Genomic DNA, 14,745 nt, shown 5'->3' with positions numbered 1-14,745 from the left:
GGGACGTATTTACGGCGACTTTACGGAACCGCCCGGTTCTTTCGGCTGGCTGCAAGGTTTCAAGCTGATCTACTTTTTTACCTTATCCGGCGTCAGGCTCTTCCAGATATGCAGCACCGCGTAACTGCGCCATGGGCGCCACACCTGCGACATCTGCTCTGCGACCTTTGCGCTCACGCCGCCGAGATTATTGCGGATCGCAATGTCCTCTTTCGGGAAGGCATCCGGCCAGCGCAGGGCGCGCATGGCGATATAACTCGCTGTCCATGGCCCGACCCCCTTCAGCGCCAGCAACTGCTGCTGCACCACGTCCGGATTAACCGCACCATTGAAGCGCAGCGCTCCTGAGGCACAGGCCGCGGCCAGTGCCTGGATCGCCTGCGCGCGGGCGCTCACAATGCCGAGGCTGGCGATATCATCGAGGGTGGCAGCAGCCAGTGATTCGGCCTCTGGCGGTAAGCGGGAGAGCGCAGGCCACGGTGTGGTGAGGGGTGCGCCAAAACGCTCCGCCACGCGACTGCTCAGCGTCGTCGCGGCTTTCACCGTCACCTGCTGGCCGAGGATGGCGCGGACCGCCAGCTCGAAGCCGTCAAACGCACCAGGAACGCGCAAACCCGGATAGCGTGCCAGACTCGCAGCTAATAGCGGATCCTGGCTGAGCTGCTCGCTGATGCGCTGTGGCTGGGCATCCAGATCAAACAGATCGCGCAAACGGCGCAGCAGGGCAGGCAGCACCGGCGTCAGCGTGGTGGTAAATTGCACCTTCAGCGCCTGCTTCTCCGGCAAATGACTAATGCGTACCCAGCCACGACACTGACCGAGCGCCACAGTACGATGATAAACGCCCTCGCTGACCCACTCGACTTGCTTCATCACGCGCTGTTGCAGGAAATCGAGGATGGCGTCCCAGTCATAAGGAGGCCGATAGCTAAGGCGCAGTTCGGCGCTCTCCTGCTCACCATTCAGGGCTTCCGTCTGAATCTGCTTACGCAGACGCGAAGGCGTCATGCGATAGCGAGCCTGAAACACGTCGTTAAAACGGCGCAGGCTGCGAAAACCGCAGGCATAGGCAATTTCGGTCACCGGCAATGCGGTTTCAGTCAGTAGCTGCTTCGCCAGCAGCATGCGCCGGGTTTGCCGCAGTTCAAGTGGCGACACGCCCAGCTCCTGCTGAATCACCCGTCTTAGCTGGCGTTCACTCAGGTCAAACTCGCTGGCGATCTCAGCCAGCGTCTCCTGTTCTTCCAGTAAGCCTTCTTCGATACGGCGAATCAGCCGGTCGGCGATGCGATGATGGCTATCGACCGGTGCCGAACCAGGTGCCAGCTCGGGACGGCAGCGCAGGCAGGGGCGAAAGTGCGCCTTTTCAGCCGCTTCGGCACTGGTGAAAAACAGGCAGTTTTTCTGCATCGGCGCTTTCACCGGACAGATCGGACGGCAGTAAATACCGGTGGAGGTCACGCCGACAAAAAACACCCCGTCGAAACGGCTGTCGCGCGCCGTCAGCGCCTGATAGGCAATTTCAGGATCTAACATCATCGTCTCCGGCAAATAAACACCATCGTCGCGCAGGTGCGGATGGAAAACTGGCTGCTTTCGGACAGCTAACCAGTTTATGCTCATGGCCGAAAACAGCCAGTTTCGCCGCGCAAAAGTGCGATAATCATCCGCATAGCCCACGCCGGAGGTGCAACATGTATCACGCTAAAATCATTACCACGCCCGTCGGAGAACTGACGCTCATTGCCACGGATCGCGGTCTGTCAGCCATTTTATGGGAAAACGAAGGGGCGCAGCGCGTGCCGCTGAAACCGATCGCGCGTAACGACCAGCATCCGATTCTCTGTGAGGCCGAACGCCAGCTGCGCCAGTACTTTGCCGGCGAGCGTCAGCAGTTTGACATGCCTTACGACACCGTTGGCACTGCGTTTCAGAAAAAGGTCTGGCAGGCGCTGCTCACCATTCCGTTTGGTGAAACCCGCAGCTATCTGCAAATCGCGGAGCAGATCGGCAACCCGAAAGCGGTACGCGCCGTCGGCGCTGCCAACGGTAAAAATCCGTTGTCGATCATGGCGCCCTGTCATCGCGTTATCGGCAGCAACGGTAAGCTCACCGGCTTTGCAGGCGGCCTGGCGGTAAAAGCGTTTCTGCTTGAGCTGGAAAGCCCACAACAGGCGCAAGCCGGCGCGCAGCTGGTACTTCCCGCATAAAAATCACACGACAGGCTCGGTGTAATCCGCTATTGTGTTTAGCATATAAAACACGATGGCGGATTTAATGCCGCATCATCGTCCTGATGGGCGATTTTGTTAAATCGATAAAACGAGAGCCGTGTCATGAATGCAATGTTTGATGCTGAAAGCGCCATTTATCCCTTCCCGCCGAAACCGGCGCGCCTCAGCCCGCAGGAAAAAGCCGGTTACATCGAAGAAATTAAACGTCTGCTCAAAGCACGCGATGCGGTGATGGTGGCGCATTACTACACCGATCCGGAAATCCAGGCGCTGGCCGAAGAGACCGGCGGCTGCGTGGCGGATTCCCTTGAGATGGCACGCTTTGGCAGCCAGCATCCGGCGCAAACGCTGCTGGTGGCCGGCGTGCGTTTCATGGGCGAAACCGCCAAAATCCTTAGCCCGGAAAAAACCGTGCTGATGCCCACGCTGCAGGCAGAGTGCTCGCTTGACCTTGGTTGCCCGATTGACGAATTTAACCGCTTCTGCGATGCGCATCCGGATCGGACTGTAGTGGTGTATGCCAACACGTCGGCAGCGGTAAAAGCACGCGCCGATTGGGTAGTGACGTCCAGCATTGCGGTTGAGCTGATTGAATATCTCGACAGTCGCGGTGAGAAAATTATCTGGGCACCGGACCGCCATCTGGGCCGTTACGTTACGCAGCAAACCGGCGCTGATGTGCTGTGCTGGCAGGGCGCCTGCATCGTGCATGATGAGTTCAAAACCCAGGCGCTGCAGCGCATGAAAGCGCTCTATCCTGACGCGGCGGTGCTGGTGCACCCGGAGTCACCGCAGGCGATTGTCGAACTGGCCGATGCGGTCGGTTCCACCAGCCAGCTGATTCAGGCCGCCAAAACGCTGCCGCATCCGCAGATGATTGTGGCGACCGATCGCGGCATCTTCTACAAAATGCAGCAGGCGGTACCGGATAAAGAGTTACTGGAAGCGCCCACCGCGGGCGAAGGAGCGACCTGCCGCAGCTGCGCGCACTGCCCGTGGATGGCGATGAATGGCCTGCAGGCTATCGCTGAAGGGCTGGCACACGGCGGCGCGCAGCATGAAATTCACGTCGATGCGGCGCTGCGTCAGGCGGCGTTACTGCCGCTCAACCGCATGCTAGACTTTGCAGCACAACTCAAACTTACGCTGAAAGGGAACGCCTGAGGCGGTTTTCATACAGGTGCAGATGATGGACTTCTTTAGCACACACAATATTCTGGTTCATATTCCGATTGGCGTCGGCGGCTACGATCTGTCATGGATTGAGGCGATCGGTACGCTGGCCGGCCTGCTGTGTATCTGGCTCGCCAGCCAGGAAAAAATTATCAACTATCTGTTTGGGCTGATTAACGTCACGCTGTTTGCGGTGATTTTCTTTCAGATTCAGCTGTATGCCAGCCTGCTGCTGCAGCTGTTCTTCTTTGTTGCCAATGTGTACGGCTGGTACGCGTGGAGCCGGCAGACCAGCAGCCATGAAGCGGCGCTGAAAATCCGCTGGCTGCCGCTGCCGAAAGCCATCGGCTGGGGCGCCGCCTGCGTAATCGCCATTGCGCTGATGACGCGCTATATCGACCCGGTATTTGCTTTCCTCACGCGCACCGCGGTGGGTCTGATGCAGTCGCTCGGCCTTAACGTGGTGATGCCGCAGCTGCAGCCAGATGCCTTCCCGTTCTGGGATTCCTGCATGATGGTGCTGTCGATTGTGGCGATGATCCTGATGACGCGCAAATACGTCGAGAACTGGCTGCTGTGGGTGGTGATCAACGTTATCAGCGTGATGATCTTTGCGCGTCAGGGCGTATATGCCATGGCGCTGGAGTACGCCATCCTGACGCTGATCGCGCTGAACGGCACGCGCCTGTGGATGCAGAGCGCACGGGAACAAGGTTCGCGCGCGCTGTCCCATTAGTGGTGGTGATGCGCGTGGCCTTCCAGCGCTGCGTGCTCGTGCTGCGTGCCGCTCTCCTCGCATAACTCGCAGTCCGGGCCGACGCAGGGCTGATACTCCATCTGCACCGTGGCATGGGCAATCTGATAATGCTGGTGCAGATACTGATGAATACGTCGCAGCAGGCCGTCGTGATCGTACGGCGGAATCACCTGTACGTGCAGCGTCAGTACCGGCTTTTCGCCCACCTGCCACACATGCACATGATGCACATTGCGCACTTCATCAATGTGACGCGTCAGCGCCCGCGCCAGCTTATCCACGTCGATATGCGTCGGTGCGCCTTCCAGCAATTCGTGCAGGCTCTCGCGCAGCAGCGCCCAGCCGCTGCGCACCACCAGCAACGCCACCAGCAGCGACAGAATCGGATCGATCGGCGTCCAGCCGGTCAGCATGATGATCACCGCCGCCACGATTGCGCCCACCGAACCCAGCAGATCGCCCAGCACGTGCAGCGCGGCAGCACGCACGTTGAGATTCTTCTCTTCGCTGCCGCGGTGCAGCAGCCAGAATGACAGCAGATTCGCCAGCAGGCCGGCAATGGCGATGCCGAGCATCAGCCCGCCTTCAATCGGCTCGGGCTGGTAAAAACGGCGCAGCGCTTCCCAGACGATCAGGACGGTAATCACCAGCAGCGCGATGGCGTTCACAAACGCTGCCAGCGTGGTCAGACGCAGTAAGCCAAAAGTGTGACGCGCATTCGGTTTGCGCCGGGCGAACTGCACGGCCAGCAGCGCCATCAGCAGCGCGGCGGCGTCGGTGAGCATATGTCCGGCATCGGCCAGCAGCGCCAGCGAACCGGACACCAGCCCGCCGATGACCTCGGCAACCATAAACAGCGCGGTGACGCCAAACGCGGCGGCGAGACGCGTGCGGTTGCCGCCGTGCTCACTGTGAGAATGAGTGTGTGCCATAACGTTCCAGTTGGTTAAGTAGCCTGTTCGTTAATGATATCAGTAAATTGAGATTGTCACGGTCAGGCTGATGCTGTTTTGCCGCGTCGGCCAGCTGCTGGCAGCGGGCGGCTACGTCGTCAATGCCGAGCATCAGCCAGCTGCCTTTCAGGCGGTGCGCCGCGCGCGCCAGCTGGGGCCAGTCTGCGGCCGAGCTCGCCTGCAGCAGCGCATCATGATCCTGCTGCAGCGTACGCTGCAGGGTATGGCAAATACGCGGGATGAAAGCCGGATTGTGCTGCGCCAGAATCTGCAGGCTGTCCGGCAACACCTGCAACGGATCGCGCACCGCCTGCGCCAGCAGCGGTGCAATATCCCGCAGAGTCACCGGCTTGACCAGCTGCGCTTCGTGCGCCTGCAGCGGCAGTTTCAGCAGCTGTACGTCGGCGGAGCACAGTATGCGCAGCGCAGGCTGCACGCGCTGGCGCTGACGGCGGCGCAGGATGCGCAGCAGCGTCAGGCCATCCGGGCGTGGCATCATCTGGTCGATAAACAGCACATCAAACGGCTGCTGCGCATCGGCCCGCAGCAGTTCGCGGCCATCCTCAAACACCGCCGCAGTAATGCCAAAGCTTGCCAGCTGCTGCTGCATCACCAGCAGATTGGTCGGGTGATCGTCGACAATCGCCACGCGCAGCTGCGGATAGTGTGGCCAGTGCGTGGCGTCATCTGTCGCCGTCGCCGCACAGGGTTCCAGCGGCAGGCGCACGCTCACCGTGGTGCCCTGCTGCGGTGCGGAGTCCAGCGACAGCGTGCCGCCCATGCGCTGTACAATCTCGCGACAGATAAACAGCCCGAGGCCGCTGCCCTGCACCGCATGGCGCTTGCCCGACGGCGCCTGATACCACGGTTCAAACAGCTGCGCCTGCTCGCTGAGCGGAATGCCGCTGCCGCTGTCGCTCACCGTCAGCGCGATATCCCCGGTGACCGCCAGCGTCAGGCGGATTTCGCCGTGGCGGGTAAATTTCAGCGCATTGGCCACCAGATTGTTCACCACCTGCTGCAGGCGATCGCTGTCGAGCATCACGCTGGCCGGCAGCGGGGTCAGCGCCGCTACGTGCAGCTGTGGCCCGCCATCGCGCATCAGCGGGTGGTAAAACTGCTGTTGCTGCTGTAGCCACAACCTGAGATCGAGCGGGCGCGGCGTCAGGCGGAAGCTGTGATTCTCAATGCGCGCATGATCCTGCAAATCGTTCAGCAGCGTCATCAGCGACCGTGCGCTGCTGTGCATCAGATCGAGCCGCGCGCTCGGATGCTGCTGCTGCTCCAGCTCCAGCAGACCGAGAATCGCCTGCATCGGCGTGCGCAGCTCGTGGCTGGCGGTGGCGAGAAACTGGCTTTTAGCGGCGTTGGCGCGCTCCGCCTGCTCGCGCTGTAACCGCTCACGCCGCTGCTGCAGATAGCGGCGCAGCAGCAATACCAGCAACAGCAGGATGATCACGGCGGCCGCAATCAAAATCAGCAGCGGCACATTGCGCATCGTCATGGTGGTGCCGGGCTGCGGCGGCTGCGACCAGCTGACGCGCATCTGGTTCAGCGTATCCGCCGGAATCTGCTGCAGCGCATGGTCGAGCAGGGCGCTCAGCTGCGGCTGCTGTGCGCTCACCTGCGGCGCCAGCGGCCAGGCGATATCGCTGGCCACAAACGCGAGATGCACGCGGTTGCCCTCATGGCTGGCCATGCGCCAGCGCGCCGACAGCACGTTATCCACCACTGCATCAATCTGGCCAGTGTTGAGGGCCTGCCACAGCTGGGCGCGATCGTCGAACAGCTGGGGCGCGATCTCAGCCGGAAGCAGACGCTGCGCCAGATCGCCACGCAGCACGCCGACGCGCTGAGCGTGCAGCGCGGACCAGTCCATCGGCTGCCTGTCGGACAGCGTGTAAATGCCCCAGATGGCGCGCCACACTGGCAGCGCGGTGCGGTTAGCATCGTCCCCGTACAGCGGCTGTAACAGGTTGAGCATCACCTGCTGCTGCTGCAACAGACTGGCGGCCTGCTGCGGATTATTGACCCAGCGCGGCGTGAAACGCAGGCCGGTGCTCTGGCTCAGGGCGTTAAGCAGGTCAATACCGAAGCCGCGCGCGTTGCCGCTGGCATCGCGATAGCTCCACGGCGCGTTATCGCTCTCGGCGGCATAAGGGATGGCATCCTGCTGCGCCAGCCACTGTTTCTCTGCGCCCGTCAGCATCAGGGTTTGCGTATCCTGATAGCGCAGCAGCGGCGGACTCCAGCGCTGCTGCACGCGATTGCTGAACTCCGCTGGCAGCAAACGCAGCTGGCGGTTGAGCCAGGCAATCAGCGCCGGATCGCGCGTTAGTGCGCGCAGCGACAGCTCGCCGGCACCGGGATCGGCAGTGATTTGATAAATCTGTCCCTGCTGCAGCTGGCTGAGCAGGAAACCGGCGCTGGCTTCATCGGCCACCAGATAGTCACTCTGCTGGTTCAGCAGCGCATACAGCGCCTGTAAATTGCCGGGCAGCGTCTGCCAGCGGTGGCGATGTGCAAAGTTTTGCGGCAGCTGCGCCAGCGTGTCGGCGGCGATGGTCAGCTGAGCGTTGTCACTGTTGAACATCACCGCGCGCTGATTGTCACGATTGCGGTAGATGCGCATCGGGCTGGTGAACCAGCTATCGCTGGTCAGTACGTCGGCGGGCAGATTGCGCTGGCGGGTGCTCAGCACCATATCCACGTCGCCGCGCTGCAGCGCCGCCAGCTGGGCGGCAAAGTCAGGGTAGCCGTGCAGGCTGAATGCGCTGCCACTCAGCTGGCTGAGGGCGCTGAGATAGTCGGCATCAATGCCCCAGATGCGATCGCCAATGCGCATTGCCCAGGGCGCGCTATTTTGCGCCGGCACCGCCACGCGCAGCACCGGTCCCGGCCACGGCTCGGCGTGCGGCGCGGGCATCATGGCGGGCAGCATCACGCTACTGGCGGGCTGCAGCCCGGCGCGCGCCAGCAGGCTAAACAGCAGGAAAAGCAACGGCAGCCAGCGTGTCACTGCTGCGCTTTCCACAGTTCTGCCAGCTCAACCACCGACTGCACGCCGGTCTTCTCAAGGATATTTTTCTTGTGCGTGCTGACGGTTTTGTTGCTGATGTGCAGCTGTTCGCCAATCTGAATATTCGACAGCCCGCGCACCAGCAGCGCGACAATCTGCTGCTCTTTCTCGGTAAGCGGCAGCGCGATGCGCTCCGGCAGCGGCGGAAACGCCTGCTGGCCGCCCAGCACCGCCAGAATCGCGCTCAGCAGCTGCGCCATGCTCTGACTCTTCACCACATAGCCGGCCGCGCCGAACGAAGCGGCGCTGAGCAGCGTGTGGCGGCTCTGCTGGGCCGAGTAAATCAGCACCGGACACTGCTGATGGCGCGCGCGCAGACGGCGCAGCAGCTCCAGACCATCGCTGTCCGGCAGGCCGATATCCAGCACAATCAGGTCAATAGGATGCTGTTGCAGCAGCAGGCGCGCCTGAGCTTCGTCGCCGGCGGCGTAGAGCTGTAACGGAATGGGGGCGTTGAGGCAGGCCGCTTCCAGCGCGACTTCAACTAACGGGTGATCATCGATAAGCAGCAGCGAAGCCATGAAACAGTTCCTGTGAATTTCATAGCGTTAGCATAGCGGAAATAGAGCAGGGGAAAAACAACAGGGCGAGCCGAAGCTCGCCCTGCATCACGCTCCGCGTGGATTACTGCGTGGTGCCGTCAGTTTTGTGTTTAACGTGACCACCGCCTTCCTTAGTTTCAACTTTCTTATTCATATCCGGGCAGCGACCATCTTTACACATGGTATTTTTGTGTTCCTGGCTGGCCGACATATTGCCGGAGCTGGTACCAGAAGTCGCGGCACCGTTGGTGTTCATGCTGCCGTTATTAATGTTGCTATTATCGACATTATTTGGCGGCAGATTCTCTTTCGCGCCGCCTGCGGCTGCGCCGGCTTCTGCTGACGCATTCGCCTGGCCGTTGTTGTTATCTGCAGCCAGTGCTGCGCCGCTGCCCAAAGTCATCGCTGCCGTCAGAAAAATCAATGCAAACTTATTCATCATTATGCTCCTGTAATAAATGGATAGTTGCCGCGTGACACCCGCTGGTGCTGTTTGACGAAAAAAGCGTGCCGCGACGGAATTTAATTCCGTCATGAGTGTTCGGCATGAATATAAATAGCGAAAGCACCTCATTCCTCAGTGCTTACGTTTAAAAAGCTTAGTTCATAAACGAATAAATGCAAATCTGAGCGAGCCATTGGCGCACAGGACATAATTTACACCTGGTGCCTGAAGGGATACATTGGACGGGTTGCGCCCGGCGTACGCAGGGCCAGAAATTTGAATGGAATAAGTATGGATTACCAGAACGACGATTTACGCATCAGAGAGATCAAAGAGTTATTGCCCCCTGTTGCGCTGCTGGAAAAATTCCCCGCCACCGATAACGCTGCTCAAACCGTTGCCCAGGCCCGCCAGGCCATTCACCGCATTCTGCACGGTGAAGATGACCGCCTGCTGGTGGTGATTGGGCCATGCTCCATCCACGATACGCAGGCAGCCAAAGAGTATGCCGCTCGCCTGCTGACGTTGCGCGAGGAGCTGAAGGGTGAGCTGGAAGTGGTGATGCGCGTGTACTTTGAAAAACCGCGTACCACGGTGGGCTGGAAAGGGCTGATCAACGATCCTTACATGGACGGTAGCTTCCAGATTAACGACGGCCTGCGCCTGGCGCGTAAGCTGCTGGTGGATATCAACGACACCGGACTGCCGGCTGCCGGTGAGTTCCTCGACATGATCACGCCGCAATACATGGCGGATTTGATGAGCTGGGGCGCGATTGGTGCGCGCACCACCGAATCGCAGGTGCACCGCGAGCTCTCCTCCGGGCTCTCCTGTCCGGTCGGCTTCAAAAACGGTACCGACGGCACCATCAAAGTGGCGATCGATGCCATCGGCGCTGCCAGCGCGCCGCACTGTTTCCTGTCGGTCACCAAATATGGTCATTCGGCGATTGTCGAAACCAGCGGTAATGAAGATTGCCACATCATTCTGCGCGGCGGCAAAGAGCCAAACTACAGTGCGGAGCACGTTGCGGCGGTGAAAACCGGGCTGGAAAAAGCGGGCCTGCGTCCACAGGTGATGATCGATTTCAGCCACGCCAACAGCAGCAAGCAGTTCCAGCGTCAGATGGTGGTGGCCGCAGACGTGGCACAGCAGATTGCTGGCGGCGAGCAGGCGATTACCGGCGTGATGATTGAGAGCCACCTGGTGGAAGGCAACCAGAGCCTCGACAGCGGTAAACCGCTGGTGTACGGCCAGAGCGTCACCGACGCCTGTATTGGCTGGGACGACACGGAAAAAGCGCTGCGTCAGCTGGCGCAGGCGATCAAAACCCGTCGCGGCTAACGGCAGCGCACGGCATAAAAAAAGGCCAGACTCGCGTCTGGCCTTTTGCGTTTCAGCGTGAACTTACTTCGCTTTACCCTGGTTAGCAACGGCGGCGGCTTTCGCTGCGATCTCGTCGGCATCACCCAGATAGTAATGTTTGATTGGCTTGAAGTTCTCGTCGAACTCATACACCAGCGGTACGCCGGTTGGGATGTTCAGTTCGAGGATCTCATCTTCGCTCATGTTATCGAGGTATTTCACCAGCGCGCGCAGTGAGTTACCGTGCGCGGCAACGATCACTTTCTCACCGCTCTTGATGCGCGGCAGAATGCTCTCGTTCCAGAATGGGATCACGCGATCGATGGTCAGTGCCAGGCTTTCGGTGGTCGGCAGCTGCGCGTCGGTCAGGGATTTGTAGCGCGGGTCGTGGCCCGGGAAACGCTCGTCGTTACGATCCAGCTCTGGCGGCGTAACGGCAAAGCCGCGGCGCCACTGTTTCACCTGATCGTCGCCGTATTTGGCGGCGGTTTCCGCTTTGTCCAGACCCTGCAGCGCACCGTAGTGACGCTCGTTCAGACGCCAGGTTTTCTCGACCGGCAGCCAGGCCTGATCCAGCTCATCCAGCACGTTCCACAGAGTGTGGATGGCACGCTTCAGCACTGAGGTGTAGGCAAAATCAAACACGAAACCTTCTTTTTTCAGCAGCTGACCGGCTGCTTTGGCTTCGGTGCGACCCTTGTCGGACAGATCCACGTCGTACCATCCGGTGAAGCGGTTTTCCTGATTCCACTGGCTTTCGCCGTGGCGCACCAGAACCAGCTTAGTTACGGCCATAGCTTTACTCCTTAATGCTTAATGTTTCGATGATGATAGAAACCGGCTGCGGCCGCTGATTTCAGCGGCACACTGATAGCGCCATACCATAGCGGAAAACAGCGCACGGCGTAAGCCTGTCGGCACCGCAGTGCGCGTTTTTCAACCGGCGCTTAGTGCGGGGTGAAGCGATAACGCGTCACGGAGTGCCATGTGTCGCCGGGCTGCAGCCAGCAATCAGGCTGCGGCCACTCGCTATGGTTGGGCGAATCCGGTAAAAACTCACTCTCCAGAGCGATGCCCTGGAAAGCAGTATAGCTGCCCTGTTCACGGGCGCGCGTTCCCTCCAGATAGTTGCCGGAGTAGAACTGCAGCGCCGGCGCGGCGGTGAACACGCTCACGCTAAGTTTGTCGTCCGCTGACCACAGCTGCGCAGCAGGCTGGCTGCTGTCACCGGCGGTGGTGAGCAGAAACGCGTGATCGTAACCTTTTACCGCGCGCTGATCGTCGTCGGCCAGGAACTCATCCGCCACGCGTTTCGGCTGGCGGAAATCAAAGCTGGTGCCGTCCACCGCTTTCAGCGGCGCATTGGGAATGCCTGCGCTGTCCACCGGCAGATAACGATCGGCCTGCAGTTGTAAGCGATGCTGGCGCGCGTCGCCATGATGCGCATCAAGGTTGAAGTAAGCATGGTTGGTCAGGTTGACCGGACAGGCCTGATCGGTCTGCGCTTCATAGCGAATCGACAGGCAGTTATCGTCATCGAGCTGATAAATTACATCGGCAATCAGATTGCCGGGATAGCCCTGGTCGCCGTCCGGCGAATCAAGACGATAGTGCACTTCGCTGTCGCTCTGGCTGAGGATCTGCCAGCGGCGCTTGTCGAAACCCTGCGGCCCGCCATGCAGCTGGTGCGGACCCTGATTGGCCGCCAGCAGCCGGTTAAGTGGCTTTAGCTCAGCGAAGGCGATGCGGTTCGCGTAACGCCCGATGGTGGCACCGAGATAAGCATCCTGATGCAGATAGTCGGACGGCGTGGCGCAGCCGAGCAGCGCTTCGCGCACGCTGCCGTCCTGCATCGGCACGCGCGCCGACAGCCAGGTGGCGCCCCAGTCCATAAAGGTGGCGACCATGCCGTTGCGGTTGCGCAGCACGGTGATGCGCCACGGCTGGCCGTCCGGCGCATGAGAGTTGACGTCGCTTACCATTGGCCGGCTCCTGCTGAGGCTTTACACACGTAAAAGGTCTCTTTGATGCCGGTCTGCGCTTCGTACTGCTGCGCCACCGCCGCTTTCACCTGATCGACCAGATCGGTTGGCATCAGGGCGACAATACAGCCACCGAAGCCGCCGCCGGTCATACGCACGCCGCCGCGCGGGCCGATCTCCGCTTTGACGATCTCCACCAGCTGGTCGATGGGCGCGACGGTAATCTCAAAATCGTCGCGCATTGAGGCGTGCGAGGCGGCCATCAGCTCACCCATGCGTTGCAGATCGCCGCTGCTCAGCGCGTCCGCCGCTTCCAGCGTCCGGGCATTTTCGGTGATCACGTGACGTACGCGTTTGGCCACCAGCGGATCGAGCTGCTGTTCTGCCGCCGCAAACTCCTCCAGCGTCACGTCGCGCAGCGCCTTTTTGTTGAAGAAGCGCGCACCGGTTTCGCACTGCTCGCGGCGGGTATTGTATTCGCTGCCCACCAGATTACGGCGGAAGTTCGAGTTGATGATCACCACCGCGACATCCTCCGGCATGGATACGGCGCGCGTGCCCAGCGTGCGGCAGTCCAGCAGCATGGCGTGATCCTGCTGGCCGAGCGCTGAAATCAGCTGATCCATGATGCCGCAGTTGCAGCCAACAAACTGGTTCTCCGCTTCCTGCCCGTTAACGGCAATTGCTGCGCCGTCGAGCTTCAGCTGATACAGCTGCTGGAACACGGTGCCCACCGCCACTTCCAGCGAGGCGGACGAGCTGAGACCGGCACCCTGCGGCACGTTGCCGCTGATCACCATATCCACGCCGCCAAAGCTGGCGTCGCGCTGCTGCAGATGTTTCACCACGCCGCGCACGTAATTGGCCCACATCGGTTCGCTGAGCGGCTCAATCGGCGCATCCAGCGAGAAGCTATCCTGCTGATTGTCGTAATCCACTGCCACCACGCGCACCTGGCGATCGTCGCGGCGGGCGCAGGCAATCACGGTCTGATAGTCAATGGCGCAGGGCAGCACGAAGCCGTCGTTGTAATCGGTATGCTCGCCGATCAGGTTCACCCGGCCCGGTGCCTGAATGCTGTGGCTCGGCGCATAGCCGAAGGTGTCAGCGAAAACCTGTTGAGTGATCGATTTTAAAGACATTTATTGTTCCTCGCGGAAATGGATAGCGCTGACAGAGCGCAGACGTTCTGCTGCCTGTTCCGCCGTTAAATCACGTTGGCTCTCGGCCAGCATTTCGTAGCCAACCATAAATTTTCGTACCGTCGCGGAGCGCAGCAGCGGGGGATAGAAGTGCGCGTGCAGCTGCCAGTGATCGTTGGCTTCGCCGTTAAACGGCGCGCCGTGCCAGCCCATCGAATAGGGGAACGAGCACTGGAACAGATTGTCGTAACGGCTGGTGAGCTGCTTGAGCGCCAGCGCCAGATCGGTGCGCTGCGCCTCGCTGAGATCGGTAATGCGTTTCACGTGCGTTTTAGGCAGCAGCAGGGTTTCAAACGGCCAGGCCGCCCACCACGGCACTACCGCCAGCCAGTGATCGGTTTCAACCACGGTACGGCTGCCGTCCTGCAGTTCGCGCGCTACGTAATCCACCAGCAGCGGCGTACCTTTATCAGCAAAGTAGCGGCGCTGGTTGTCATCCTCTTTTTGCGCTTCATTCGGCAGAAAACTGTTGGCCCACACCTGACCGTGCGGATGCGGATTTGAGCAGCCCATCGCTGCGCCTTTGTTTTCAAACACCTGCACCCACGGATAGTGCTGGCCGAGTTCGGCGGTCTGCTCCTGCCAGGTGCGCACGATATCCTGCAAGTTGTGCAGCGGCAGTTCGGGCAGGGTTTTGCTGTGATCTGGCGAGAAGCAGATCACCCGACTGGTACCGCGCGCGCCTTCACAGCGCATCAGCACATCATCGCTCTGCGGCGCGTCCGGCGTATCGGTCATCAGCGCGGCGAAGTCATTGGTGAATACGTAAGTGCTTTTGTAGTCGGGATTTTTGTCGCCGGTGATACGGGTGTTACCGGCGCACAGGAAGCAGTCCGGATCGTGTGCGGGCAATTGCTCCAGCGCCGGCGTCTCCTGCGCACCCTGCCACGGACGTTTGGCGCGATGCGGTGACACCAGCACCCATTGATCGATCAACGGGTTATAGCGGCGATGCGGATGATCGACCGGGTTAAATTTTTGCATAACAAGTCCTGGTAATCGGCAAACAGAAG

General features: G+C 60.4%; 13 protein-coding genes. 4 read left to right on the top strand and 9 right to left on the bottom strand.

The window, feature by feature from the left end; all coding sequences use genetic code 11:
• Positions 1-69: 69 nt before the first annotated feature.
• Positions 70-1,536 carry an AlkA N-terminal domain-containing protein gene (locus C1N84_RS12970; RefSeq protein ID WP_264443736.1) on the bottom strand — a complete coding sequence of 489 codons (1,467 nt, stop codon included), beginning with the start codon at positions 1,534-1,536 and terminating at the stop codon, positions 70-72.
• 158 nt (positions 1,537-1,694) lie between these two features.
• Here C1N84_RS12970 and C1N84_RS12965 point away from each other — a divergent pair, with 158 nt between their 5' ends.
• The 3 genes from C1N84_RS12965 (at position 1,695) to pnuC (ending at position 4,143) form a co-directional block, all read left to right on the top strand.
• Positions 1,695-2,210: a methylated-DNA--[protein]-cysteine S-methyltransferase gene (locus C1N84_RS12965; protein WP_021508524.1), complete on the top strand. Its 516-nt coding sequence runs from the start codon at positions 1,695-1,697 to the stop codon at positions 2,208-2,210.
• A 126-nt stretch (positions 2,211-2,336) separates the two neighbouring features.
• On the top strand, positions 2,337-3,398 hold the full coding sequence (gene nadA / locus C1N84_RS12960) for a quinolinate synthase NadA (RefSeq protein WP_394541635.1): 1,062 nt from the start codon (positions 2,337-2,339) through the stop codon (positions 3,396-3,398).
• Between the two features lie 25 nt (positions 3,399-3,423).
• Positions 3,424-4,143, top strand: a complete 720-nt coding sequence (gene pnuC, locus C1N84_RS12955; RefSeq protein ID WP_021508522.1) for a nicotinamide riboside transporter PnuC — start codon at positions 3,424-3,426, stop codon at positions 4,141-4,143.
• On the opposite strand, the gene zitB is transcribed toward pnuC, so the two are convergent.
• The 4 genes from zitB to C1N84_RS12935 form a co-directional block, all read right to left on the bottom strand.
• Positions 4,140-5,096: a CDF family zinc transporter ZitB gene (gene zitB / locus C1N84_RS12950; protein WP_021508521.1), complete on the bottom strand. Its 957-nt coding sequence runs from the start codon at positions 5,094-5,096 to the stop codon at positions 4,140-4,142. The two genes, pnuC and zitB, sit on opposite strands and share 4 nt — an antisense overlap.
• Positions 5,071-8,151, bottom strand: coding sequence for an ATP-binding protein (locus C1N84_RS12945; protein ID WP_264441507.1), 3,081 nt, complete (start codon positions 8,149-8,151; stop codon positions 5,071-5,073). The genes zitB and C1N84_RS12945 overlap by 26 nt, the downstream gene beginning before the upstream one ends.
• Positions 8,133-8,717 carry a response regulator transcription factor gene (locus C1N84_RS12940; protein WP_238561071.1) on the bottom strand — a complete coding sequence of 195 codons (585 nt, stop codon included), beginning with the start codon at positions 8,715-8,717 and terminating at the stop codon, positions 8,133-8,135. Before C1N84_RS12940 ends, C1N84_RS12945 begins: the two co-directional genes overlap by 19 nt.
• 103 nt (positions 8,718-8,820) lie before the next feature.
• Positions 8,821-9,177: a YbgS-like family protein gene (locus C1N84_RS12935; protein WP_088516301.1), complete on the bottom strand. Its 357-nt coding sequence runs from the start codon at positions 9,175-9,177 to the stop codon at positions 8,821-8,823.
• A gap of 297 nt (positions 9,178-9,474) precedes the next feature.
• Between C1N84_RS12935 and aroG the strand changes: the two genes are divergently transcribed.
• Entirely contained in the window at positions 9,475-10,527 is a 1,053-nt protein-coding gene (gene aroG / locus C1N84_RS12930; protein WP_021508517.1) for a 3-deoxy-7-phosphoheptulonate synthase AroG, read from the top strand.
• 63 nt (positions 10,528-10,590) lie between these two features.
• Here the strand turns inward: aroG and gpmA are convergent, their stop codons facing one another.
• The 4 genes from gpmA to galT all read right to left on the bottom strand — a co-directional run bounded on the left by gpmA (position 10,591) and on the right by galT (position 14,716).
• A complete protein-coding gene (gene gpmA / locus C1N84_RS12925; protein WP_010616013.1) occupies positions 10,591-11,343 on the bottom strand; it encodes a 2,3-diphosphoglycerate-dependent phosphoglycerate mutase in 753 nt (250 codons plus the stop codon).
• Positions 11,344-11,495: 152 nt separating this feature from the next.
• Positions 11,496-12,530, bottom strand: a complete 1,035-nt coding sequence (galM, locus tag C1N84_RS12920; RefSeq protein WP_058757860.1) for a galactose-1-epimerase — start codon at positions 12,528-12,530, stop codon at positions 11,496-11,498.
• Positions 12,524-13,672 (bottom strand): galactokinase, encoded by a 1,149-nt coding sequence (galK, locus tag C1N84_RS12915; protein ID WP_058775295.1) that lies wholly within the window; start codon positions 13,670-13,672, stop codon positions 12,524-12,526. The genes galM and galK overlap by 7 nt, the downstream gene beginning before the upstream one ends.
• The gene (gene galT / locus C1N84_RS12910) at positions 13,673-14,716 is read right to left on the bottom strand and encodes a galactose-1-phosphate uridylyltransferase (RefSeq protein ID WP_264441506.1); all 1,044 of its coding nucleotides are present in this window, start codon (positions 14,714-14,716) and stop codon (positions 13,673-13,675) included.
• Positions 14,717-14,745 lie beyond the last annotated feature (29 nt).

Source organism: Pantoea sp. SGAir0418, from assembly GCF_043529865.1.
Note: the sequence above shows the minus strand (reverse complement) of the source record. Positions and strands in the feature narration are given on the sequence as shown.